Raw genomic sequence first — 24,065 nt, 5'->3', positions numbered from 1 at the left:
GTGGGTCGCGGAACCGGAACCGGAGTTCAGGACCAGAGAACCGGCGCGTCATAAAGTGTGACCATTCGGTCGGCGCTGACCAGGGTCAGGTCATCCGCCAGAGCCTGAGCGATCAACATCCGGTCGAAGGGATCCCGGTGGTGAGTCGCCAACCCGCTCAAACGGTCGATGTGGCGAAGGTCGATGGGTAAAAAATCGAATCCGCTGGCTCGTATCAAATCCGGCAGATTCGGGGGCAAATCCAGCTTCCCGGAGGCCGCCTTGATGCGCAATTCCCACAGGCTGGCGATGCTGACGAAAACCGCAAGGGCCGGATCGACCAGCAGCGCCGACACCCTGGGCGGCAACCGACCCGGATCATTCAGCGCCCAGAGCAGGACATGGGAATCGAGAAGAAGCCTCACGATCCTGTCTTCGCCCGATGGGCCTTGATCGCCTCGACGTCATGGGCTTCGGGTTCGGGAAAGGGCTGATCGGCGTCAATTCCGTGGAACGCGTCGATCATCCAGTCCGGCGTCTCGTCAAAGTCATCCGCGACCCAGATTTTCCCCTTGGCAAGACCAAGCCGCCGAGAACGAGGCGCATCGACGTCGCCACCCGCCTGACCAATGGGAACCAACCGCGCCGCCGGTTTGCCGTCGCGCAGGATGACGATTTCCTCGCCATTCTCCACCCGTCCGACCAGCTCGGCCATGTGGCCATCGGCTTCCGACAGCGGCACCCGGTCCATGCGTCACGCCCTTCCGATAAGGATGCGGAAAACCCGCCCGCTCCTGGTTGAGACAACCAGGGGCGGGCGGGCGATCCAAACCCGCTTGGCTTTACAGCTCGCGGGCGATTTCCTCGATCTCGAAGGCTTCGATCTGATCGCCCGGCAAGATGTTGTCGTAATTCTCGAAGGCCATGCCGCACTCGTAACCCTCGCGGACGTCTTTGACTTCGTCCTTGAAACGCTTGAGCGTCTTGAGCGTGCCTTCGTGGATGACGACGTTGTCGCGCAGCAGTCGGACACCGGCGCCGCGCTTGACGGTGCCTTGCGTGACCATACAACCGGCGACCTTGCCGACCTTGGTGATGTTGAAGACCTCGCGGATCGTCGCGTAACCGATGAAGCGTTCCCGCAGCGTCGGCGACAACAGGCCGGTCAGCGCCGCCTTCACATCGTCGATCACGTTGTAGATGATCGAGTAGTAGCGGATTTCCACCCCATCCCGCTTGGCCATGTCACGGGCCTGCGGATTGGCGCGGACGTTGAAGCCGATGATCATCGCGTTCGACGCGTTGGCGAGCGTGATGTCGGATTCGTTGATCGCGCCGACCGAGTTGTGCAGAACGCGGACCTTGACCTCGGTGTTTTCGGCCGTGAGCTTCTCCAGCGAGCTGGCGATGGCTTCGATCGACCCCTGCACGTCGCCCTTGATGACGACCGGCAGTTCCTTGGCTTCACCCGCCTGGATGCGGCTGAACATGTCCTGCAACGAGCCGCGCGCCGTCGCCGCCACCGCCGCGTCACGCTTCTTGCGCTGACGGAATTCGGCGATTTCACGGGCGCGGGCTTCGGTTTCGACGACCGAGAAGTCGTCGCCCGCCATCGGCGTGCCGTTCAGGCCCAGCACCTCGACCGGGACGGCGGGGCCGGCCTCGGCGACGTTCTGGCCACGGTCGTTGATGAGGGCGCGGACGCGGCCCCATTCGGCGCCGGTCACGAACACGTCGCCGACCTTCAGCGTGCCGCGCTGAACCAGCACGGTGGCGACCGAACCACGGCCACGCTCCAGCTTCGCCTCGATGACGACGCCTTCGGCGCTGCGGTTGGCGTTGGCGCGCAGTTCCAGAATTTCAGCCTGAAGAAGGATCGCCTCTTCCAGCTTGTTCAGGTTCCGCTTGGCCTTGGCCGAGACCTCGACGTCGAGCACGTCGCCGCCCATCTCTTCCACCACCAGCTCATGCTGGAGCAGCTCCTGACGGACCCGTTCCGGCTTGGCGTCGGGCAGATCGCACTTGTTGATGGCGACGATGATCGGAACCTTGGCCGCCTTGGCGTGACGGATGGCTTCGATGGTCTGCGGCATGACGCCGTCGTTCGCGGCCACCACCAGCACCACCACGTCCGTGACGTTGGCGCCACGGGCGCGCATCTCGGTGAAGGCGGCGTGACCGGGGGTGTCGATGAAGGTGATCTTGGCGCCCGACTCCAACGTCACCTGATAGGCGCCGATGTGCTGGGTGATGCCGCCGGCCTCGCCCGACACCACGTCGGTCTGACGCAGCGCGTCGAGCAACGAGGTCTTGCCGTGGTCGACGTGACCCATGATCGTGACGACCGGGGGACGCGACACCAGAACGGCATCGGCCTCCTCGTCGGCGCGCAGACCGATTTCGACGTCCGATTCCGACACGCGGCGCACACGGTGGCCGAATTCGGTGATGAGCAGTTCGGCGGTGTCCGCGTCGATCGGCTGGTTGATCGTGGCCATGACGCCCATGCGCATCAGCGCCTTGATGACGTCGGCGCCACGCTCGGCCATACGGTTGGCGAGTTCCTGCACGGTGATGACTTCCGGCAACACGACGTCGCGCGTCACCTTCGCCGTCTCCTGGCGGCTCATCAGACGCAGACGCTCGCGTTCACGGGCGCGGCGGACGGCGGCCAGCGACCGGGTGCGGTCGCTGCCATCGTCGCTGAGCGCCTGCGACACGGTCATCTTCGACCCCTTGCGGCGGTCGCCGCCGACCGGAGCCTTCGCGGCGGGGCGGGCGGGCGCGGCCTTCGCCGGACCACCAGGACCACTGCGGCCACCCTTGCGGCGGTTGTCGTCCTCTTCCTCGGCGCGAACCGGAACGGCGGACGCGCCGGGCGCGGGACGGGCGTTGTCGGCGCCGCCGGGACGGGCCGGAGCGGCGGACGAACCGGGACGAGCGTCGCCGCCCGAACGGGACGGACCGACACCGGCGGGGCGAGCGCCCGCGCCGCCATCACGGCCACCGCCGTCACGACCATCACGACCGCCAGCGGCTTCGCGGCGCGGGGCCGGTTCGGCCTCGCGGCGTTTGGCCTCTTCGGCTTCCTTGCGGCGGGTTTCTTCTTCCTTGCGGCGGCGCTCGGCCTCCTCGGCGACCTTGCGCTCGTCTTCCTGGATCGCCCGCATCTCTTCCAGCTCGCGCTGGCGGAGGGTTTCGGCGTCCCGAATGACCGGGGCAATTTCTTCGACGGGAGGAGCGGGCGGCGGAGCGGCTTCGGCGGCGGCGGCCGCTTCAACGGCTTCGGCGGCGGCCACTTCGGCGCGGACGGCTTCGTCCTCGGCGTCGATGCGGCGCTGCTCTTCCTCCTGCACGGCGCCACGCAGGGCGCGCATGCGGGATTCCAACTCCTCGCTGGTCAGTTTGCGGCCGCCCGTGGGGGCGCCGCCACGCGGTCGTTGACCGGCCGCGCCACGGATGGGCAAGCCCTGAGCGGCCTGACGAGCGGCGGCGCCGCCATCGGCGATGCCGGGGACCGCGCCCTTTTCTACGTGACGCTTGCGCTTGACCTCCACGGTCACCGCTTTAGACCGGCCATGGGAGAAGCTCTGCCGGACCTGGGTCTCGACCGGCTTCTTCGACTCCAGCTTCCCTTTGCCGGAGCCGGAGAGGTGCAAGACTTTCTTCTGGTCCTGGTCGTTGCTGTCGGTCATCGGTTCCCGAATGGTCAGACGTTACATCGCAGGCCGGTCGGCGCCATCGCCGACTCCCAAGCCCTTATCACACACCGGGGGCACCTGCCCCCTAAGCCCCTTAAGGCGGGCCGCATCGCGCGCCAGCCCCTTGGCCAGCCTGCCGCGCGCCACCACCGCGTGCACCGCGTGTTCGCGTCCCAACGCGGCGGCCAGAGCGGCCGACTCGAAGAGATCGATCACGGGAAGCGTCGGCGCGAGCGCCGTCACCTTGCCGCGTTGGTCGAGCGAGCCGTCGACGGCCTCGACCAGAAGAGCCGGCGGGGGACCCGCGCGACCAACCTGGTTGACCTTCAACGCCTCACGCACCTTCTCATACCCGGCCAGAACGTGGCCCGCCCGGCGGGCCAGGCCCAAACCGTTCAAGCAACGCCGTTCCAGCAGCCGTTCCAGCCTTTCGGCCAGATCCGGCGGCACCTTCACCGCTCGACGCGCGGCCTTGGCGAAGACGGACTTCCCCATGGCCTTCGCCAGAGCCGCCCGATCCGCCGTGACCCACAGGCCACGACCGGGCAACGATTCCTCCAGGTCGGGAACCACCTCGCCGTCGGGGGCGATCACGAAACGGATCATCCCATCCTTCGGCCCAACCGTTCCCGACGCGATGCAGCGGCGCAAAGGCCCCTTCTCGTCGTCCGCCGGTTGGTGGTCCACCACCTCCAGGGCCGCGTCGTCGGTGGCGTTCGGCGCCTGTGGGTCTTCCCGCTCGGTCATCCGCTCGTCATCCGCCTTTCGCGGTCCTCAAAACTCAACGCCTGTCCGTCGCATCCAGCCAATCAGGCCGACGCGCCCTGACCCTGCTCGCCAGCGTCGCCGCCAGCCGCCGCGCCTTCGCCCTCAAACCAGTGAGCGCGCGCCGCCATGATGATCTCGTTGGCTTCCTCTTCCGAGGGGCCGTCCTTGCCGAGAATCTCGACCAGCTCGTCGCCCGCCAGATCGGCCAGATCGTCCAGCGTCTTCACGCCGTTCTCACCCAGCTTGACCAGTTGCGCGGCGGTGCAGCCCGTCAGTTCGGCCACGACGTCTTCGACGCCCAGCTCCAAACGGCGCTCGTTCGCCTGGCTGTCTTGCTCATCCAGGAAGGCCAGCGCGCGCTGCTTCAGCTCGTCGGCGACCGACTCGTCGAAGCCTTGGATTTCCGCCAGCTCGTCGGTCTCGACATAGGCGATTTCCTCGACCGAGGAGAAGCCTTCGGCGACCAGCAGATGGGCGATGACGTCGTCAACGTCCAACGCCTGCATGAAGACGCCCGAGCGGTTCTGGATCTCGTCGGAACGACGGTCCGATTCTTCCTGCTCGGTCAGAATGTCGATGTCCCAGCCGGTCAGCATCGAGGCCAAACGCACATTCTGGCCACGGCGACCGATGGCCAGCGAAAGCTGGTCATCCGACACCACCACCTCGATGCGGCGATTCTCATCGTCCAGCACGACCTTGACGACTTCCGCCGGAGCCAGCGCGTTGACGACGAAGGTCGCCGCCTCGCTCGCCCACGGAATGATGTCGATCTTCTCGCCCTGAAGCTCGCCGACCACCGCCTGAACGCGGCTGCCGCGCATGCCGACGCAGGCGCCGACCGGATCGATCGAGCTGTCGTGGCTGAGAACGGCGATCTTGGCGCGCGAACCGGGATCGCGGGCGACCGCCTTGATCTCGATGATGTTGTCGTAGATCTCCGGCACTTCCTGGGCGAACAGCTTCGCCATGAACATCGGATGGGTGCGCGACAGGAAGATCTGCGGACCGCGCGGCTCTTCGCGCACGTCGTAGATGTAGGCGCGCACACGGTCGCCGTTCTTGAAATGCTCGCGCGGCAGCAGTTCGTCGCGGCGCAGGATCGCTTCGGCGCGACCCAGATCGACGGTGACGTTGCCGTATTCGACGCGCTTGACCAGACCGTTGACGATCTCGCCGTTGCGGTCCTTGTACTCGTTGAACTGGCGCTTGCGTTCCGCGTCGCGCACCTTCTGCACGATGACCTGCTTGGCGGTCTGCGCGGCGATGCGGCCAAAATCGATGGGCGGCAGCGGATCGACCAGGAAGTCGCCAACCTTGGCGCCCGCCTTGCGACGCTGGGCGTAGGCGAGCGTGATCTGCGTCGCCTCATTCTCCACCGCCTCGACGACCTCGAGATGGCGGGTCAGATGGATGTCGCCGCTCTTGCGGTCGATGCGCGCGCGGATGTCGTGCTCGTGGCCATATTTGGACCGACCGGCCTTCTGAATCGCCTGCTCCATCGCCTCCAGGACTTCATCCCGGTCGATGTTCTTTTCGCGAGCGACGGCGTCAGCGACTTGCAGCAGTTCCATCCGTTACACTTCCTGGGTCGGCGTGTGGTCTTAGGGGTGAGGCGGCAGAGGGATCAACCCTGCTGCTCTTGGCTGGCGCGGATCAATTCGTCCGTCAAAACCAGCTTCGCGCGCAGGATGTTGTCGAACTCCAGCCGGGCGGCTCCCTGTTCGGTGTCGATGCACACGAGGTCGTCTTCGACGCCCTTCAATATGCCTCGGAAGCGCTTGCGTCCGTCGCTTGAGGCCAGACGGGTGTCCAGCTTGGCCTCGAAACCGGCGAACCGGGCGAAATCTTTCAAACGGGTCAATGGCCGGTCGATGCCGGGTGAGCTGACTTCCAACGTGTAGGCTTCGCGGATCGGATCTTCGACATCCAGCAGGGCGGACACGGAACGGCTGATGTCGGCGCAATCTTCGACCGTCATGGCCGCGCCATCGGCGCGTTCCGCCATGATCTGAAGGATCGACCGCTGGCCGCCCGAAATCTGAACACGCACGATCTCGTAGCCCATGGCCTCGACCGACGGCGTGATGATCTGTTCGATGCGACCTGATGCGTCCATATCCACCAACCTACAGCCTGTGACCGGGATTGAACCGATCCAGGTTTCACCCGTGCGTCGCCGCACGCTGATAAAAAAATAAGTGGGCCAAGGCCCACCCGCAAAGCGTCTCGCCGGTCCAGTTTCCCGGGCCGCCGATCCGTATGGGTTCATGAAGGCTGACTATAGTCATTCCGTTCGATCCCGCAAGCTTTTTCCCTCGCCTTGTCCCGCGCGGCAAGCAAGGCTGGGGTCGGGTCATGATTTTGCGGGAGCGCGACGATGATTTTGGAAGCGGCTTTGTTGATGGTCCGACCAGGACAGGAGCAGGATTTCGAACGGGCGATGTCGGACGCCCGCCCCTTGATCGCCGCCACGCCCGGTTTTCGTGGTCTGGAGCTGCGGCCTTGTCTGGAGGTCGCCAACCGTTACCTTCTGCTTGTCCAGTGGGAGCGGCTGGAGGACCACACGGAGGGCTTTCGCGGCTCCGACCGTTACGCGCGGTGGAAGGCGCTTTTGCACCATTTTTATGACCCGTTCCCGCTGGTCGAGCATTTCGCCGAGCCAGTGGTGACGGCGCCCAGTCCGATCCAAACTTAAGCGGAGTCGCGCGGGTTGCGGACGAAGCGCAGGAAGACCGGCTTGCGCCCGGCTTCGATGGCCTTTTCCTCGTAACGGGTGGGCGGCCAATCGGACGGGCGGACGCGCCAGTCCGACGGGACCCGCGCCGTCCAGGTGAAATCCGGGTGCTTGACCAGATGCTCCAGACTCCAGCGGACCAGCCCCATGTCGTCGCTGGCGACGCGCAGTTCGGCCCCGTCCTTCAGCACGCGCGACAGGCGGGCGAGATTTTCCGGCCCGATGAAGCGGCGGCTGTGATGGCGGGTCTTCGGCCAGGGATCCGCGAACAAAACAAAGGCGCGACCGACCGATGCGTCGGGCAGGGCGTTGATGAGCGGACGGGCGTCGTCAGGCAGAATCCGCACCCGTTTGTCCAGCCCGGCATCCTCGACCAGAGCCAGCAGGCTGGCCACGCCGTTGATGAAGGGTTCCGCCCCAATCACGCCAACCGTCGGGTTGTCGGTCGCGACCTGGGCCAGATGATGCCCGCCGCCAAAGCCCACCTCCAGCCAGACATCCTCGACCGGCGCGCCGAACACAGCATGGGGATCGAGTCGGTCGCCGGGCGCGGGCGTGGGGATTTCCAGCGTCGGCAACAAACTGGTCAACAGGCTGGTCTTGCGCTTGTGCAGGGGCCGCCCCTTGCGGCGCCCATACACGCGGTTTTTCACATCGCCGGACGTGGTCTCAGTCTCGGAATCGGCGGCGGCGTCGGTGGAAAGGGTCGAGTCGGTCATGGCGGGGCGGAACGCTTTTCAAAAAATCCAGGCTTCAAAAACACGGCAGGGGCCGCGAACGGCCCCTGCTGTTTCGTCACATCCGATGACGGGCGACGCGCGTTAGAGCAGCGCGCTGCGCAGATCGCCAACCAGATCGGTCTTTTCCCACGAGAAGCCGCCATCGGCGTCCGGGCTGCGCCCGAAATGACCGTAAGCGGAGGTGCGGGCGTAGATCGGCTTGTTCAGACCCAGATGCGTGCGGATGCCGCGCGGGCTGAGATCGACAAGCTGCTGCAACACCTGCGACAGGCGATCCTCGTCCACCACGCCGGTGCCGTGGGTGTCGACATAGACCGACAACGGCTTCGACACGCCGATGGCGTAGGAGACCTGGATCGTGCACTTCTCCGCCAATTCCGCCGCGACGACGTTCTTGGCGAGGTAGCGGGCGGCGTAGGCGGCGGAACGGTCAACCTTCGTCGGATCCTTGCCCGAGAAAGCGCCGCCGCCGTGCGGGGCGGCGCCGCCGTAGGTGTCGACGATGATCTTGCGGCCAGTCAGACCGGCGTCGCCGTCCGGGCCGCCGATGACGAAGCGGCCGGTCGGGTTGACGTACAGGCTCGCCTCGTCGCACATCCAACCGTCCGGCAGGCAGTTGAGGATGTGCGGGCGAACGATCTCGCGCACGGCCTCTTGATCCAGCCCTTCGGCGTGCTGGGTCGAGAGCACGATGGCGGTGGCGCCGACCGGCTTGCCGTCGACGTAACGCAGCGTCACCTGGCTCTTGGCGTCGGGACCGAGCTGCGGGGCCGCGCCCGAATGACGGGCCTCGGCCAAGGATTTGAGAATGGCGTGGGAGTAATAGATCGGCGCGGGCATCAGCGCCGGGGTTTCGCGGCAGGCGTAACCGAACATGATCCCCTGGTCGCCGGCGCCTTCGTCCTTGTTGCCAGCGGCGTCAACGCCGACGGCGATGTCGGCGGACTGGGAATGGACCAGACACTTGACGTCCATCTTTTCCCAATGGAAACCGTCCTGCTCGTAACCGATGTCCTTCACCGCCGCGCGGGCGACTTCGACCAGATGGTCGGCCTTGATGCTGTCCGGCCCACGGACTTCACCGGCCAGAACGACCTGGTTGGTGGTGGCGAGAGTCTCAACGGCGACGCGGGCCTGCGGGTCGTGCGACAGATAGAGATCGACGATGGCGTCGGAAATGCGGTCGCAGACCTTGTCGGGATGACCTTCCGACACGGATTCGCTGGTGAAGACGTAGTTCAGCTTAGCCACGGGGAACCTCGGCTTTTGGCGGCGCGCTATTTCACAAGTCGATACGACAGATCGGTACAGCGCCCGCAGGACACCGACCCAATTTCGTATTTGACAAGGATTTTCCCCGGGGTCAAGCAATCTCCCCGATCAACATACTTACGTCGTCAATAATGACGGCGAACGCTGTTTTTCATCATCGAATGGGGAATGCGGCTAAAAATCGCATTCCCCTTCGATGATCGGCATGATCCGACGTTATTCCGCCGCTTCGGCGACGGCGGCGTTGGCGACGGCCTTGGTCAACTCGAACAGGCGCTTGCGCACCGACGGATCGTTGATCTTGTAATAGGCGCGCACCAGCTCCAGCGTTTCACGCTTGGCCATCGGATCGGGTTCGTAACCGCCGGTCGCCCGCTCTTCGCCGCCCGCCGCGTCCTCGTCATCGTCGATGCGCGCCGCAGCCGCTTCGGCCGGCATGTCGTCGAAGAAGAAAGACACCGGCACATCCAGCACGCGGCTGAGGTCGAACAGACGCGACGCGCCGATGCGGTTGGCGCCGCGTTCGTACTTCTGCACCTGCTGGAAGGTCAGGCCAATGGCCTCGCCCAGCTTTTCCTGGCTCATGCCCAGCAGAGTCCGGCGCAACCGGACGCGCGATCCGACATGAACGTCGATCGGGTTCGGCTTTCCGGTCTTCGGACGACCCGCACCCGCACGGCGCCCGCGTGGCGCCCCTGTTGCTGCTTGCATCTGGCTAATCCCTGTAACAGTTGTGCAACTTTGATATGGCATATCCACGTATGCAGTCAAGCCCACCGCTCCCTTTCCCTTATGTCAAAGGAGAAAATTTGCTCAGATCTGCGCCTCGTGGATCGCGTCGGGCGAAAGCGGAAACAAGAAAACACGCGGCAAGCCCGAAGCCGAAGAGACAATCCCCAGCACGGCTATAAAGAGTGGTTCCGTCCGGCGCTTTCGGCAACGTGGTATCGATGATCCCGCGTTCCCCCAACCCGAGTGACTGTCTCACACGGCCATAGGCGTCCACCAGCCCGGAAATACCCGTATTGGCGACGCGAACCAGCGGCAAACCCTCTTCCACGGCGCGCACCTGATTGATGGCGAAATGCTGATGAGGACCGGCGGTGTGGCCGTACCAAGCGTCGTTGGTGAGATTCAGCAGCCATTGCGGCCGGTCGGTCGGGTCGGTGACGGCGCCGGGGAAGATCCCCTCGTAACAGATCAGCGGGCTGACGGGCGGCAACCCGGCCAAGCGCAGCGTCTTCGGGCCGGGACCGGGCGAGAATTCGGCGCCGTTGCCCGCGATGGCGCCGACCGGCATCCAACGCCGCAGCGGCATGTATTCGCCAAACGGCACCAGATGGGCCTTGTCGTAGCTTCCCGCCACGGCGCCGCTGCCGTCCACCGCGATCAAGCTGTTGTAATAGCGCCATTGCCCGTCCGCGCCGGTTTCCGAACGCGGCGCCCCGGTGATGAGCAAGCCGCCGGACGGCGTCACCGATCCCAACACCTGCCGGATCCGGGCGTCGCGCTCGATGAAGAAGGGAACCGTGGTTTCCGGCCAGATGATGTGGGTGATCGGCTCGGACGCGGGCAGGGCGGAAAGATCGAGATTCTCCTGAACATTCTTTTCACGTTGGCCATTGGCCCATTTCAGCTTCTGGTCGATGGCCGCCTGGACCAGCCGCAGCCGCACGCCCGGAACCACCGCGTCGGACGCCGTGGCCAACCGCCAGCTTCCCCAACCGCCCAGCGCGACGAACAGCGCCAACCCGGCGGCGAACGCCGCCCAGGCCCGCGTCGGTCTTACCGTCGGATCGGCCAGCGCGGCGGGCAGGGACGCCGCCAACACCGTCAGCAGCGACAGCCCGTAAATTCCGACCAGCGACACGCTTTGCAGAACCGGCAAGACGTCAACCCAGCCATAGCCGATTAGGTTCCATGGAAAGCCGGTGAACACATGGCCGCGCAGCCATTCCAGCAGCGCCCAGCACCCGGCGAACAGCAGCGGCCCGGCCAGCCCACCGCCGCAGCCGCGCGCGCGCAAGACGTGAAACAGCCAGCCCGCCGTCCCGGTGAACAGCCCCAGCAGCACCGGCAGCCCAACCGCCGAAAAGGGCAAGGCCCACCAGAATTGGTCGATGTCGGTGAACAGCGCCGCGCTGATCCAATACAGCCCCAACAGGTGATGGCCAAAGCCAAAGAACCAGCCGACCGCGAAGGCCCGGCGACCGGACGTCGCCCCGTCCAGCAGCCAGATCAAGCCGGGAAAGGCGATCAACAGAACGGGCAGCGCGTAGGCCGGGGGCAAAGCGAAGGTCGCCAGCCCACCCAGCGCGGCGGCCATCGCCCAGCGCCGCCATCCGCTCAAGGACAGCAGGAACGCGCGCGCGCGGCCCAGCCACGACGGATTGGGCGCCGTATCAAGGACGGTCACAACAAGAACTCCGGGAACGGCGGATGCGATGCGGTCCATAAATGGCGCCGCTCATGACAAACACAACCCCGCTCCGTCAAATCCTGGTCGGGATGGACGGCGCGGGGGTGTGACAAAAACGGGATCGTCAGGCGGTTTCAGCCAGCGCCGACATGTTCGCCGGGGCGTTGCGCACGCGCAACCGCTTCAGACGCCGGGAATCCGCGTCGATGATCTCGAACTCCAGACCCGACGGATGGGTCAGCAATTCGCCCCGGGCTGGCACGCGGCCCGCCAGCGAGACGACCAAGCCGCCCAGCGTGTCGATGTCCTCGCGCTCCTCGTCGGTCAGAACCGGGCCGACGCGCTCCTCGAAATCCTCGATGGGCAGGCGGGCGTCGACGATCAGGCTGCCGTCGGGCCGTTCGTCCAGCCGGGGGGCGGCGGCCTCGTCATGCTCGTCCTCGATCTCGCCGACGATTTCCTCGACCAGATCCTCGATGGTGACAAGCCCGTCGATGCCGCCAAACTCGTCCACCACCAGAGCCAGATGACTGCGGCTCTGCCGCATCTCGACCAGCAGGTCGAGCACCCGCATCGACGGGGCGACGATCTTCACCTCGCGGACGATGCTTTGCAAATCGGCGTCGGCGCCTTCGCCCAGCGCTTGGCGCGCCATGATCGTCAGCACATCCTTGATGTGGATGACGCCGATCACGTCGTCGAGCGTCTCGCGGAACACCGGCAGCCGCGAATGGCCTTCTTCGGCGATCTTCTGAATCAGCGCGGGAAAGGGCGTCTCAATGTCGAGCGCGACGATGTCGGCGCGCGGCACCATGACGTCGGCGACCGTGCGCCCGCGCAGCTTCAAAATGTTGGTGAGCAGCGCGCGTTCGCCCGCCCCCACGGATTCTTCCGCGCTGTCGGAATCGTCGATCAATTCCTCAATGGTGGCGCGCAGCGAGGAATCGCCGCGCCCCCCCATGACCGTGCGGAGCCATCCCTTGAACAGATGGCCCAGGGAATGATGGTCTTCGGCCCCGTCGTCACGGGGCGTGCGACTGTCGGAAATTTCGCTCATTGGTCCGGCGGTTCATGGTTGACGGCGTAGGGGTCGGCGATGCCAAGGGTGGCGAGCAACCGGGTTTCCAGCGCCTCCATCTCTTCGGCCTCGTCGTCCGTTTCGTGATCGTACCCCAGAAGATGCAAAACACCATGCACGACAAGATGGGTCAAATGATCGTCTGGGTTTTTGTTTTGCTCGGCGGCTTCGCGCTGAACCGTCTCATAGGCCAGAATGACGTCGCCCAGCAGGACGGGCGCGCCCTCCTCCAGCTCCGGCTCTTCGGCTTCGGTCAGGGCGAAGGACAGCACGTTGGTCGGCTTGTCCTTGCCGCGATAGTCGCGGTTCAGCTGCTGGACCAGCGCGTCGTCGGCCAGCACCACCGACAATTCGGCGGGGCCGTCGTCGGGCGGGTAGCTGGCGGCCAGCGTGGCGTAGGCGACGCGTTCGGCCAGCGCCTCGGCGCCGTCCGGCCAGGCGCCCGCTTCACGTGAAACGCACACCTCAAGCTCAGGGGCAGCCGTGTCAGGAGTGTCCATGCCGTTCTCAGCCTCGGTCATCGCGCGTTCTCCCAGGCGCGGGGGGCCGCCGTCGTCGCGCGCTGCGCGTCGGCCCGGTCATAGGCGCGGATGATGCGCGCCACCATCGGGTGACGGACCACGTCGGCGTCGGTGAATTGGACGAAGCGCACGCCCTCGACCCCCTTCAGGATCTCCATGGCGTCGCGCAGGCCCGATCTGGCCCCGGTGGGCAAGTCGATCTGGGTGATGTCGCCGGTCACGGCCATCCGCCCGCCCTCGCCCAGACGGGTCAGGAACATCTTCATCTGCATCGGCGTGGTGTTCTGCGCCTCGTCCAGAATGACGAAGGCGTTGCCCAGCGTCCGCCCGCGCATGAAGGCCAGCGGAGCGATTTCGATCTCGCCCGATTCCAGCCGCTTCTTCACCTGTTCGGTGGGCAGCATGTCGTGCAGCGCGTCGTAGAGCGGGCGCAGATAGGGATCGACCTTGTCCTTCAGATCGCCGGGCAGGAAGCCCAACCGCTCCCCAGCCTCCACCGCCGGGCGCGACAGGATGATGCGGTCCACCTGACCCGTGGTCAGCAGGGCCACCGCCTGCGCCACCGCCAGATAGGTCTTGCCGGTGCCCGCCGGTCCCAACCCAAACACCAGCTCGCTTTCCGCCAGCGCCTGGAGATAGGCCGCCTGCATCGGCGAGCGCGCGGTGATCGAGCCGCGCCGCCGGGTGCGCAGGGTGATTTCGGTCGAGGCCACCGTCGCCAAGGTCTGCAAGCGGGTTTCCTCATCGGTGTCGGAGGTCGCCATGCGGACGGCGGCGTCGATTTCCCCGGCCCCCACCGGCAACCCCCGGCTCAGCCGGGCGTACAGCGCGTTCAGGGCCGAGCGCGCCGCGTCGGCGGCGTCGGACGGGCCGGAGACGATCAGCGTGTTGCCGCGCGAGGTCAGCGACACCCCCAACAGCGCCTCGATCCGCGCGAGGTGGCGGTCATGCTCCCCGTACAGCATCGGCAGCAGCCGGTTGTCGTCAAACTGAACGTCGATCCGCCGATCAGGCTGGCCGTTCAAGCGCGTGCCTCCAGAGCATGGACAGGGTTGTGCGCGGTCGAGGCGTAATCGCCGGTGACGACGCTGCCCGCCAGACTGTTGGGCCGGGCGTCGTCGATCCGCACCTCGACGATGCTGTTGAGCAGCCGCTCGTTCGCCTCGGCGTGGACCGACTGCATCCATGGGCTGCGGCCCAGCAATTGGCCGGGACGGCGGCCCTTGCGGTCGAACAGAATCGGCATGGTCCGCCCGACGAAGCCCTGGTTGAAGGCGACCTGCTGCGCGCCGATGAGCTGTTGGAGAGCCTGCAAGCGGGCCTCCTTCACGTCTTCGGGCACCTGCGCGCTTTCCAGCGCCGCCGGGGTTCCCGGACGCGGGCTGTATTTGAAGCAATAGGATTGAGCGTAGCCGACCTCCGTCACCAGCTTCAGCGTCGCCGCGAAATCGGCGTCGCTTTCGCCGGGGAAGCCGACGATGAAGTCGCTGGACAGCGCCAGATCCGGGTTGACCCCGCGCAGCCGGTCCACCAGACGGCGGTAATCGTCGGCGCTGTGCTTGCGGTTCATCGCCGCCAGAATGCGGTCCGACCCAGACTGAACCGGCAGATGCAGGTAAGGCATCAGTTGCGGCACGTCGGCGTGGGCGCGGATCAGCTCGTCGTCCATGTCGCGCGGGTGCGAGGTGGTGTAGCGGATGCGCGCCAGCCCGTCGATCTCCGCCAAGGAGCGGATCAAACGGCCCAGCCCCCAGGTCGATCCGTCGGGACCGTCGCCGTGCCAGGCGTTGACGTTCTGGCCAAGCAGGCTGATTTCCCGCGTGCCGCTTGCCACCAGCCGCTTGGCCTCGACCAAAATCTGGTCCGCCGGGCGGGAGAATTCGGAGCCGCGCGTGTAGGGCACGACGCAGAAGGTGCAGAACTTGTCGCACCCTTCCTGCACCGCCAGAAAGGCGGAAACGCCCTGGCTGGTCGCCTCTTCCGGCAGGAAATCGAACTTCGACTCCGCCGGGAAATCCGTGTTCAGCACGCTGCCCGCCGCGCGGCTGGCCTTGGCGACCATTTCCGGCAGGGTGTGGTAGGTCTGCGGGCCGAACACCATGTCCACATAAGGCGCGCGGGCGACGATTTCCTCACCCTCGGCCTGGGCGACGCAACCGGCGACGGCGAGGATCATCTTGCCATCGTCGGCGCTGGCCTTTTCATCCTTTAGGATGCGCAAGCGTCCCAATTCCGAAAAGACCTTGTCCGCCGCCTTTTCGCGGATGTGGCAGGTGTTGAGGATCACCATGTCGGCGCCGTCCGGCTCATCGACCGGACGATAACCCAGCGGCGCCAGGACATCCGCCATCCGGGCGGAGTCGTAGACATTCATCTGGCAGCCCCACGTCTTGATGAACAGCTTCTTGCTCAACCCGCACCCTTCCGCACAAAAGCCGGCGTCGAAACGCCCGGCGCAAAAACAAACAGCGCGCCACGCGGCATGGCGTGGCGCGCGAGTCGCCGTTCAATCGGCGTCGCTGTGAAGCAAGATGGTAGCACGGGCGGGGCAAAGCGAGTCAATGCCCGTCCGCCCCGCGTTCTTCGGCCCAACACTCTTCCGTCCCAACAGGATCAGCCTGCGCCGTCCCGGTCAGGGCCGACAACCTCACGCCGCGCTGGCGGCGTCCGACCACATCCGATCCCGCCAGGTCCGGGAGAAGAGAAAAGACAGCGGGGCCGCCTCTTCAATCTCGGGAACCAGCGTGACGCCCTGCGGCGGGACCCGACCAATCATGCCCGCCACGCCGTCCAGCGCGCCGTCGACCAGTTCCAGACCCAACAGCCGGTTCATGTCCACCGGGCCGGGCATCTGCATGCCCATGGTCAGCGCCCGCGTGAAGCCGAACCGCTCGTAATAAGGGGCGTCGCCGACCAGGATCACCGATTTGTAGCCCAAGGCCACCGCCTTGTTCAGGCTCATGCGGATCATCTTGCTGCCCAAACCGCCGCCCTGGAGATCGCCCGACACGGCGATGGGGCCAAGCATGATCGACGGGGTGGCGCCGACCATGATCGGCCAATAGCGGATGGTGCCCCGCAGGACTTCATGACCATGCTCGTCATGGTCGATGGCGACGAGGTTCAACTCGGGGATCGAGTCGATGCCGTCCCGCAGCCGATAGGCGGTTTTTTTGAAACGGTCAGGCCCAAAGGAGGCGTCGAGCAGGGCTTCGATGACGCAGGCGTGCTTGGGCTGTTCAACCGTAATAATCATGCGATGGCTCCCGGCGGGAAGAATGGTCTTCTGCTGCGGGTCGCGCCGTCGCCGGTGGCCGTGGGGATCAGGTCCCGCTGTGGCCTTTGGCGTTCGCACGCGACCCAAGGACGGCCGCACCCGCGTTTTGCGGGGCGTGGCTCCGTCGTCGGATACGAAGAGCGTGCGAACGAGACATTGCGTAGGCTCATGGGCCGTTTCAGACAATTGCGCATATAACACCCACACCCCCCCAGCGCAAGACGATGTTGACCCCTATGAGACGCATGACTGCCTCCACCCGCCGTCCCTGATTTTTCACAGGCTTTCCAAGGGGGTTGGCCAGGGTTGCGCAGGCTGGTGACGGAGCGGGCGAGTCGGTGTCTGGACAGTGGGGGACACCCGCCTTTATGGTGATCGTCGTTGCTCCTGTCGCCCTGTTAGGCCACCCGATGTACACCGCCGTCACCCGCGCGATCCGCGTCACCGTCCAGCCCGTTTTTCTGGAAGACCAGTCGGCCCCGACCGAGGGCCGCTATGTCTGGGCCTACCACGTCCGCATCGAGAATGAGGGGGAGGAGACGGTTCGGCTGCGCACCCGCCATTGGCGCATCACCGACGCCATGGGCCGGATGCAGGAGGTGCGCGGCCCCGGAGTCGTCGGCGAACAGCCGGTGTTGGAGCCGGGCGGCTCCTTTGAATACACCAGCGGCACGCCGCTCGGCACGCCGTCGGGCATCATGGTCGGCAGCTACGGCATGGAAGACGCCGACGGCGAAGCCTTCGACATCGCCATCCCCGCCTTTTCGCTGGACAGCCCGCACCAGCCGATGCGCCTCAACTGATGCCCCCGCGATTTTGTGGTCATTTGGTCCCTTGAAAGTTGTGGGACTTGTGCAATTTTTGGACTCTCGACCGGCTGGCGGGTCAAGGCTCGGGATTTGCGCAAACAGGCTTGAGCCGATGATCCACGCCAGCCTTCGCCGCGTATCGACGCGCACACGCCGGACCGGGCCGCCCAACGACAGACGGGCGCCGGGATTGCGGCCCAGCATCGAAAGGTTTTCCCCGTGACGGCTTCCAAGACCCCGCTCGCCGAGAATGTGGTTCCCGGCCCCGGCCTGCCGCGCGCCGCCGCGCCCGCGATCGTTCGCCCATCCCGTGACGAGGCCGAACAGGCGGTGCGCACCCTGCTGCGCTGGGCGGGCGACGACCCGTCGCGCGAAGGGCTGGTCGGCACGCCCGACCGCGTGGTCCGGTCTTATGAAGAGTTCTTCGCCGGTTACACGGTTGATCCGGTCGATCTGCTCCAGCGCACCTTTGAAGAGACCGACGGCTATGACGAGATGGTGATTCTGCGCGACATCCGCGTCGAATCCTATTGCGAGCACCACATGGTGCCGATCATCGGCAAGGCCCACGTCGCCTATCTGCCCAAGCGCCGGGTGGTCGGCATCTCCAAGCTCGCCCGTCTGGTCGAGGCCTACGCCAAGCGCCTGCAAATCCAGGAAAAGATGACGGCGCAGATCGCCAACACCATCGATCAGGTGTTGCAGCCCGAAGGGGTGGCTGTGGTGATCGAGGCGCAGCACCAATGCATGACCACGCGCGGCGTCCACAAGACCGGCGTCACCATGGTGACGAGCCGGATGTTGGGGGCCTTCCGCACCGACCCCTCGACCCGGCGTGAATTTCTGACCATGATCGGCAACCCGGCCTCGCGCGGCGAGTGATCCGGGCTGACGGTCTCATGGATGGGAAGCGATGGCGGCGAAGGTGACACCGGCGGTCAACGCGGCGAAGGCGGCGGGAGTCGCCTTCCGCTTGATGGAATACGACTATGACCCGTCCGCCGACGCCATCGGCCTGCACGCCGCCGCCGCCCTGGGGCTGGATCCGGCGCTGGTCTACAAAACCCTGATCGTCCAGTTGGAGCCGAAGGGGCTGGCCTGCGCCGTGATCCCGGTGGCGGCCAAGCTCGATTTGAAGGCCATCGCGGCGGCGGCCAAGGTGAAGAAGGCCGATCTGGCCGATCCGGCCCTGGCCGAAAAAACCACCGGCTATCTGGTCGGCGGCATCAGCCCGCTTGGCCAGAAAAAGCCCCTGCCGACCTTCGTGGACGCCAGCGCCGAGGGCTTGGCCGAGATGGTGGTGAATGGCGGACGGCGCGGCCTGCAAATCCTGCTGGCCCCCGCCGACCTCGCCCGAATCGCCAAGGCGACGGTCTGCCCGATCACGGCGGGTTGAGCGGGTCGGCGGCAGTCCCCTCTCCCGCTGACAAGCGGGGGAGGGTTAGGGAGGGGGCCGGAAGGAGCAAACCCGCGATGTCGCGCGCCGAACGGCTTCTTGATTTGATGCAGATCCTGCGGCGCCACCGCCAGCCGGTCAGCGGCCCCACGCTGGCGGCGGAGCTGGGGATCAGCCTGCGCACGCTCTACCGCGACATCGCCACCCTGCAAGGGCAGGGCGCGGGGATCGAGGGGGAGGCGGGGGTCGGCTATGTCCTGCGCCCCGGCTTCCTGCTGCCGCCCCTGATGTTCACCGAGGAGGAGGTGGAGGCGCTGGTTCTGGGATCCCGCTGGGTGGTGGACCGGGGCGACAGCCGCTTGGCGGGCGCGGCGCGCAACGCGCTGGCCAAGATCGCGGCGGTTCTGCCGCCCGACCGGCGCGAGGGGATGGACGGGTCGGCCCTGCTGGTCGGGCCGGGCGAACCCATCGCCGCCGGAGACGCCGAGTTGGCCGCCATCCGCCAAGCCATCCGCGCCGAACACAAGCTGGATCTCTCCTACCGCGACCGCGACGGTTCGGAAAGCCGCCGGGTGATCTGGCCCTTCGCGCTTGGCTTTTTCGACCGGGTCCGGGTGGTGGTGGCCTGGTGCGAGTTGCGTCAATCCTTCCGCCATTTCCGCACCGACCGCATCGTCGCCCTGACCCCCACCGACACCCGTTACCCCCGCCGCCGTCAGGCGATGCTGAAGGAATGGCGCGCGGCGGAGGGAATCCCGACGCCCCGGTGAAGAAGGTGTTTGCCTCTCGCAATCGCCAGTGTGGTTTCTCTTTGCCCGTTTCCCGTATATTCCAGCTCGCTCCCGTGGCGCCCTTTCTTTTCATCTGGAACGCTGATGACCGCTCTGATCCACCGGCTCGCACTGCCCGTCTTTCTCACCCTGATTTGTCTTGCCGCCGGCGCCGCCAGCGTTTGGGTTGGTCAGGACATCAACGGCGATCAGTTGATGTATCATCTCTACACGCCGCATCTTTTGCTGGATGATCGGTTTGAGCTGGACATCGCCGCAGGCGGACTGGGCACCTTCACGAACCCGTTGCCATTCCTGCCATTCTTCCTCGCGGCGCATGCCCTTCCGGCGTCGGTGGTCGGGTTTCTCATCGGAGCGTTTCAGGGATTGAATCTGGTTGCGGTCTTCTTGATCGCGATGCAGTTGGTTGATCGGCGCGAGACGTCCGCAAGGTTCGCCTTTGCCTTTGGGGCCGTGATTCTGGCGGCTTGGCTGCCGATGAATATCCTGGAGCTGGGGCGGAGTTTTGCCGACAATTGGGGCAGCGTTCCGTTCCTGTTCGGCGCGCTGTTGGTGATTCGGCAGCTCAAACGGGCTGATCTTGGCGTCGTGCTTCTGCTGATTGGCGGCGCTCTGGTCGGATTCAGCGGCGGACTGAAGAACACCAATCTGGTTCCATGCATCGCCTTCGGTTTTGCGTATCTTGTGACCTCGCGCGCCATCAAACCGACCACCATCCTTGGTCTGTCCATGATCGCCGGCTTCGCGCTGTCAAACGGTTACTGGCTGATGTTGATGCAATCACATTACGACAGCCCGATGTTTCCCTATTACAACGCGCTGTTCAAGTCGCCGCTCTACGACATCGTCAACTGGCGCGACGCCCGTTGGCAAGCCCAGGGAATCAGCGATCTTCTTCTGGCGCCGTACCATCTCTTTGTGGATGGGAAGAGATTCGTCGAGGGTGGCATGAGCGATGGGCGGTGGCTTACGTTCCTGGTTGTCCTCGCGATCACAGCGGTTGTCACACTGGCGAATCGGCTGCGCCGTCCGCTTTCAATTGCCGCCAGCACCGAACCGGCCAACAACCACCGGCCATTGGTCTTCGCTGTCATCTTCGTGCTGACAGGATTCGTTCTGTGGGTGTCCATGTTCTACTACGCCCGCTATCTCCTCATCGTTGATTATGTGATGCAGGCCATTCTCGTGGCTTTGCTGGCGGCGCTGCCGCTGCCACGAGACGCGCGGGCGATGATCGCGGGAATCGCTGTTGGCGCGCTTGTCGTGTCCTCGCAAACATTGCCGATGGATTGGGCGCGCCTGCAAAAATGGGGCAAGTCGTGGTACGAGATTGAAAATCCGGATCTGCCGCCGGGATCGGTCGTTCTTCTGGGCAACGGGATTGGGTCGTTTGCGTCGTTTCTGCCAACATCCGTGCGCGTTGTTGGAATCGGGTCAAACTACTTCTTCACAGGAGGTGACTCCAAACCAATGCTGAAGCGGGTTCAGGACGCCATCAACGACAGTCAAGGTAAAATCATGCACTTGGAGATGCGGGGTCTTCCCCGCCCTGTTCCCTATGCCGATCTTGACAAGATTTATGGACATTTTGGCCTGAAATTCGGTGATTGTCGAGTTCTCAAAGGAAATATTTCTGACTTTGATATTTGTGAGTTGTCGCGTATCGCGCCGAATTGGGAAGCGCCTGTCTCTTTGTACGGTCGCTTGCCTGGAGCAAAAAGATAATATTTCGGCAGATTCATGGACACCATCCGTAAAACCAGTCTCTAATTTCTCCGATTTGTCGGACAGCCTTCGATCTTGATTGAAGGCTGGTCGAGTTGACTATCCTCTGGACGGTGTCGAGGTCGTTGAAAGTCATTTGCAGAACCCCGCCGGATCGACCCACCACCCAGCGTCACGCGCAACTCCACTATGCTGACAGAATCTGACAGCAGGTCCGCCTAAGGTCGGTTTTGCCGGACGGGACGCCCCCGACCGGGTCACACGACCAACCAAACGGAAGCGACCCATGCCCGATCTGAATTTCGTCCTGCTCTATGTGGACAGCCCGACCGCCAGCGCCGCCTTTTACGCCGACCTGTTGGGCAAGCCGCCGGTGGAAGCCTCCCCCAGCTTCGCCATGTTCGCCATGGAATCGGGCGTCATGCTGGGCCTGTGGTCGCGCCACACGGTGGAACCGGCGCCGAGCGCGGGCGGCGGCGGGTCGGAGATCGCCTTCGCCGTCGCCGACGCCGACACGGTGAGCGCCACCCACGCCGATTGGGCGGCGCGCGGCCTGCCGATCATCCAGACGCCGACGGCGATGGATTTCGGCCATACCTTCGTCGCGCTCGACCCCGACGGGCACCGGCTGCGCGTGTTCGCGCCGTCCGCCCCGCCGTCGGCCTGATTCAAGGATCTCGGGCCATGGGCCGGAACTGGATCGCCGTGGCCGCCGCCGAGCATGTCCGGCGCGGGCGCGCGGGCGGCTTCATGCAGGTGTGCCACGGCAAGGCCGCGCCCCTGCGCCGCATTCAACCGGGCGACCGAGTCGCCTATTACTCGCCAACCGAGAGTTTCGGCGGCAAGGACCGCGCCCAATCCTTCACCGCCATCGGCGTTGTGCGCGACCGCGAGCCTTATCCTTTCGACATGGGCGGCGGCTTCGTGCCGTTCCGGCGCGATGTGGCGTGGCTGGACGGGGTGGAAACGCCGATCCAGCCCTTGCTCGACCGGCTCGATTTTTCCGCCGGGGTGAAGAATTGGGGCTATCAGCTCCGCTTCGGCCTGTTCGCCGTCAGCGACCACGACGCCGACCTCATCGCCCAGGCGATGGGCGCCGCCTTTCCGGCTCCGGCCCAGCCAGTTCTTCTGTAAAGAATTTTTGCCACGTCGGCGCCGGGGAGAGGGATGAAACGCCCACTCCCCGGCGTCTGTCGTTCAGGCCCGGTTCAGCAATCTCATACCATCGTCGGATCGGGGATAGACAGGCGGCCCCACCTGACCAAGATCAAGGCGAAACCCCTCGCGCTCTGGCACCCATGCGCTTATATCCTCGGCAAGAGCGATTGAAGGCCCCCATCCGTAAGGCCCAGCCCGATGCACCGTTTCGCCAATCCCGCCCGCTTTCTGCGCCTGTCGACCCTGCTGTTGCCGTGGAGCGCCGGGGCCACCGTGGTCCTGCTGATCGTCGGGCTGTATCTCAGCCTGTTCGGCTCGCCGCCCGACTACCAGCAGGGCGACACCGTGCGGATCATGTACATCCATGTTCCGGCGGCCTGGATGAGCCTGTTCGTCTACACCAACATGGCCGCCGCCGCCGCCGCCGGGCTGGTGTGGAAACACCCGCTGGCCGATCTGTTCGCCAAGGCCGCCGCGCCCATCGGCGCGGGCTTCACCCTGGTGTGCCTCGTCACCGGCTCGCTGTGGGGCGCGCCGATGTGGGGCACCTGGTGGGTGTGGGACGCGCGGTTGACCAGCGTGCTGATCCTGTTCTTCCTCTATCTCGGCTACATGGCGCTGGTGAACGCGTTCGACGATCCGCAGCGCGGGACGCGGGCGGGCAACGTCCTGTTGCTGGTCGGCATCGTCAACGTGCCGATCATCAAATTCTCGGTCGATTGGTGGAACACGCTGCACCAGCCGTCCAGCGTCATCAAGATGGGCGGCCCCAGCATCGATTCCAGCATGCTGATTCCTCTGCTGGTCATGGCCGGGGCCTTCACCAGCTATTTCATCGCGGTCGTCATCCTGCGGCTGCGGACGGAAATCGCGCATCGCAAGATCCAGACGCTGCGCTTCAGCGTCGCGGGCGACGGAGCGACGGGGTAAGAGCATGACCGACTTTTTCGCCATGGGCGGTTACGCCGCCTTCGTCTGGCCGTCCTACGCGCTGGCCGCGCTGGTGCTGCTGGGCCTGTTGATCGCCAGCCTGAAGGGGCTGCGCGAGGCCGAGGCCACGGTCAAGGCGCTGGAAAGCGTCCGACCGGCCCGCCGCCGCGCCCAATCCGCCGCCAAACGATCCGCCGCCCAACCCGAAACCGACAGCGCCCCCGATCTGCCGGGGAAAGCGAGCGAAGGATGACCAAGAAGAAACGCCGCCTTTACATGCTGGGCCTCGCCCTGCTGGGGCTTGGCGCCGCGACCGCCCTGACGCTGACCGCGTTCCAGGACAACATCGTGTTCTTCTACAGCCCCAGCCAGTTGCAGACCCAACAGGTCGGCGAGCGCAATTTCCGTCTGGGCGGGCTGGTCGAACAGGGCAGCGTCCGCAAGCTGACCGACGGCGTCACCACCGAATTCCGCGTCACCGACACCGCCCACACCATCGACGTCCGCTATCGCGGCCAGTTGCCCGACCTGTTCCGCGAAGGGCAGGGGGTGGTCGCCGAAGGCAAGCTGAGCGGCGGCGTTTTCGTCGCCCGCGAGGTGCTGGCCAAGCATGACGAAAACTACATGCCGCCGGAGGTGTCGGAGGCGCTGAAGCAGGCGGGCGTCTACAAGAAGCCCGCCCCCAACAACACCGACGCCAAAACCGCCGCCAACGCCGCGCCCACCAACGCCCCCCCTGCGGCGACGAAGAAGGAGTAGCGGGA

26 protein-coding genes are annotated in these 24,065 nt (G+C 65.4%); 11 read left to right on the top strand and 15 right to left on the bottom strand.

What is annotated here, in order from left to right; all coding sequences use genetic code 11:
• Positions 1-26 precede the first annotated feature (26 nt).
• From D3877_RS15305 to rimP, 6 genes are all read right to left on the bottom strand, one after another.
• Positions 27-404 (bottom strand): type II toxin-antitoxin system VapC family toxin, encoded by a 378-nt coding sequence (locus tag D3877_RS15305; protein WP_119831608.1) that lies wholly within the window; start codon positions 402-404, stop codon positions 27-29.
• The gene (locus D3877_RS15300; RefSeq protein WP_119831607.1) at positions 401-730 is read right to left on the bottom strand and encodes a type II toxin-antitoxin system Phd/YefM family antitoxin; all 330 of its coding nucleotides are present in this window, start codon (positions 728-730) and stop codon (positions 401-403) included. The genes D3877_RS15305 and D3877_RS15300 overlap by 4 nt, the downstream gene beginning before the upstream one ends.
• 91 nt (positions 731-821) lie before the next feature.
• On the bottom strand, positions 822-3,674 hold the full coding sequence (gene infB, locus D3877_RS15295; protein ID WP_119831606.1) for a translation initiation factor IF-2: 2,853 nt from the start codon (positions 3,672-3,674) through the stop codon (positions 822-824).
• A 21-nt stretch (positions 3,675-3,695) separates the two neighbouring features.
• Entirely contained in the window at positions 3,696-4,427 is a 732-nt protein-coding gene (locus D3877_RS15290; RefSeq protein WP_119831605.1) for an RNA-binding protein, read from the bottom strand.
• A 62-nt stretch (positions 4,428-4,489) separates the two neighbouring features.
• A complete protein-coding gene (gene nusA, locus D3877_RS15285) occupies positions 4,490-6,022 on the bottom strand; it encodes a transcription termination factor NusA (RefSeq protein WP_119831604.1) in 1,533 nt (510 codons plus the stop codon).
• 53 nt (positions 6,023-6,075) lie between these two features.
• Positions 6,076-6,567, bottom strand: coding sequence for a ribosome maturation factor RimP (gene rimP / locus D3877_RS15280; protein ID WP_119831603.1), 492 nt, complete (start codon positions 6,565-6,567; stop codon positions 6,076-6,078).
• 261 nt (positions 6,568-6,828) lie between these two features.
• Here rimP and D3877_RS15275 point away from each other — a divergent pair, with 261 nt between their 5' ends.
• Positions 6,829-7,146 (top strand): antibiotic biosynthesis monooxygenase family protein, encoded by a 318-nt coding sequence (locus D3877_RS15275; protein WP_119831602.1) that lies wholly within the window; start codon positions 6,829-6,831, stop codon positions 7,144-7,146.
• Here D3877_RS15275 and trmB read toward each other — a convergent pair.
• The 9 genes from trmB to D3877_RS15230 all read right to left on the bottom strand — a co-directional run bounded on the left by trmB (position 7,143) and on the right by D3877_RS15230 (position 16,471).
• Positions 7,143-7,904: a tRNA (guanine(46)-N(7))-methyltransferase TrmB gene (trmB, locus tag D3877_RS15270; protein WP_119831601.1), complete on the bottom strand. Its 762-nt coding sequence runs from the start codon at positions 7,902-7,904 to the stop codon at positions 7,143-7,145. The genes D3877_RS15275 and trmB overlap by 4 nt on opposite strands.
• A gap of 102 nt (positions 7,905-8,006) precedes the next feature.
• Positions 8,007-9,176, bottom strand: a complete 1,170-nt coding sequence (gene metK, locus D3877_RS15265) for a methionine adenosyltransferase (RefSeq protein ID WP_119831600.1) — start codon at positions 9,174-9,176, stop codon at positions 8,007-8,009.
• 237 nt (positions 9,177-9,413) lie between these two features.
• Positions 9,414-9,908 (bottom strand): helix-turn-helix domain-containing protein, encoded by a 495-nt coding sequence (locus D3877_RS15260; RefSeq protein WP_119831599.1) that lies wholly within the window; start codon positions 9,906-9,908, stop codon positions 9,414-9,416.
• A 79-nt stretch (positions 9,909-9,987) separates the two neighbouring features.
• Positions 9,988-11,613, bottom strand: a complete 1,626-nt coding sequence (lnt, locus tag D3877_RS15255) for an apolipoprotein N-acyltransferase (protein WP_238474903.1) — start codon at positions 11,611-11,613, stop codon at positions 9,988-9,990.
• A 127-nt stretch (positions 11,614-11,740) separates the two neighbouring features.
• Positions 11,741-12,673 (bottom strand): hemolysin family protein, encoded by a 933-nt coding sequence (locus D3877_RS15250; RefSeq protein ID WP_119831597.1) that lies wholly within the window; start codon positions 12,671-12,673, stop codon positions 11,741-11,743.
• Complete coding sequence (gene ybeY, locus D3877_RS15245; protein WP_119832475.1) at positions 12,670-13,194, bottom strand: rRNA maturation RNase YbeY; 525 nt, start codon at positions 13,192-13,194, stop codon at positions 12,670-12,672. The genes D3877_RS15250 and ybeY overlap by 4 nt, the downstream gene beginning before the upstream one ends.
• Before the next feature lie 17 nt (positions 13,195-13,211).
• Complete coding sequence (locus D3877_RS15240) at positions 13,212-14,240, bottom strand: PhoH family protein (protein ID WP_238474901.1); 1,029 nt, start codon at positions 14,238-14,240, stop codon at positions 13,212-13,214.
• On the bottom strand, positions 14,237-15,628 hold the full coding sequence (gene miaB, locus D3877_RS15235; RefSeq protein WP_119831596.1) for a tRNA (N6-isopentenyl adenosine(37)-C2)-methylthiotransferase MiaB: 1,392 nt from the start codon (positions 15,626-15,628) through the stop codon (positions 14,237-14,239). The genes D3877_RS15240 and miaB overlap by 4 nt, the downstream gene beginning before the upstream one ends.
• A 234-nt stretch (positions 15,629-15,862) precedes the next feature.
• The gene (locus D3877_RS15230; RefSeq protein ID WP_119831595.1) at positions 15,863-16,471 is read right to left on the bottom strand and encodes a GNAT family N-acetyltransferase; all 609 of its coding nucleotides are present in this window, start codon (positions 16,469-16,471) and stop codon (positions 15,863-15,865) included.
• Between the two features lie 431 nt (positions 16,472-16,902).
• Between D3877_RS15230 and apaG the strand changes: the two genes are divergently transcribed.
• The 10 genes from apaG to ccmE all read left to right on the top strand — a co-directional run bounded on the left by apaG (position 16,903) and on the right by ccmE (position 24,060).
• Positions 16,903-17,295 carry a Co2+/Mg2+ efflux protein ApaG gene (apaG, locus tag D3877_RS15225; protein WP_119831594.1) on the top strand — a complete coding sequence of 131 codons (393 nt, stop codon included), beginning with the start codon at positions 16,903-16,905 and terminating at the stop codon, positions 17,293-17,295.
• 258 nt (positions 17,296-17,553) lie between these two features.
• Positions 17,554-18,183: a GTP cyclohydrolase I FolE gene (folE, locus tag D3877_RS15220; protein ID WP_199720856.1), complete on the top strand. Its 630-nt coding sequence runs from the start codon at positions 17,554-17,556 to the stop codon at positions 18,181-18,183.
• 31 nt (positions 18,184-18,214) lie between these two features.
• On the top strand, positions 18,215-18,697 hold the full coding sequence (gene ybaK, locus D3877_RS15215; protein WP_199720816.1) for a Cys-tRNA(Pro) deacylase: 483 nt from the start codon (positions 18,215-18,217) through the stop codon (positions 18,695-18,697).
• Between the two features lie 77 nt (positions 18,698-18,774).
• On the top strand, positions 18,775-19,467 hold the full coding sequence (locus D3877_RS15210; protein WP_119831593.1) for a helix-turn-helix transcriptional regulator: 693 nt from the start codon (positions 18,775-18,777) through the stop codon (positions 19,465-19,467).
• 105 nt (positions 19,468-19,572) lie between these two features.
• Positions 19,573-21,213 (top strand): glycosyltransferase 87 family protein, encoded by a 1,641-nt coding sequence (locus tag D3877_RS15205; protein ID WP_119831592.1) that lies wholly within the window; start codon positions 19,573-19,575, stop codon positions 21,211-21,213.
• Positions 21,214-21,499: 286 nt separating this feature from the next.
• Positions 21,500-21,880, top strand: coding sequence for a VOC family protein (locus D3877_RS15200; protein ID WP_119831591.1), 381 nt, complete (start codon positions 21,500-21,502; stop codon positions 21,878-21,880).
• Between the two features lie 17 nt (positions 21,881-21,897).
• Positions 21,898-22,347 carry an EVE domain-containing protein gene (locus D3877_RS15195; protein ID WP_119831590.1) on the top strand — a complete coding sequence of 150 codons (450 nt, stop codon included), beginning with the start codon at positions 21,898-21,900 and terminating at the stop codon, positions 22,345-22,347.
• 222 nt (positions 22,348-22,569) lie between these two features.
• The gene (locus D3877_RS15190; RefSeq protein ID WP_119831589.1) at positions 22,570-23,301 is read left to right on the top strand and encodes a heme ABC transporter permease; all 732 of its coding nucleotides are present in this window, start codon (positions 22,570-22,572) and stop codon (positions 23,299-23,301) included.
• 4 nt (positions 23,302-23,305) lie between these two features.
• Positions 23,306-23,554 (top strand): heme exporter protein CcmD, encoded by a 249-nt coding sequence (gene ccmD / locus D3877_RS15185; protein ID WP_119831588.1) that lies wholly within the window; start codon positions 23,306-23,308, stop codon positions 23,552-23,554.
• Positions 23,551-24,060: a cytochrome c maturation protein CcmE gene (gene ccmE, locus D3877_RS15180; protein WP_119831587.1), complete on the top strand. Its 510-nt coding sequence runs from the start codon at positions 23,551-23,553 to the stop codon at positions 24,058-24,060. The genes ccmD and ccmE overlap by 4 nt, the downstream gene beginning before the upstream one ends.
• The last annotated feature ends 5 nt before the right edge of the window (positions 24,061-24,065 follow it).

It is taken from the genome of Azospirillum cavernae (genome assembly GCF_003590795.1).
Taxonomy (GTDB): Bacteria; Pseudomonadota; Alphaproteobacteria; order Azospirillales; family Azospirillaceae; genus Azospirillum; species Azospirillum cavernae.
Note: the sequence above shows the minus strand (reverse complement) of the source record. Positions and strands in the feature narration are given on the sequence as shown.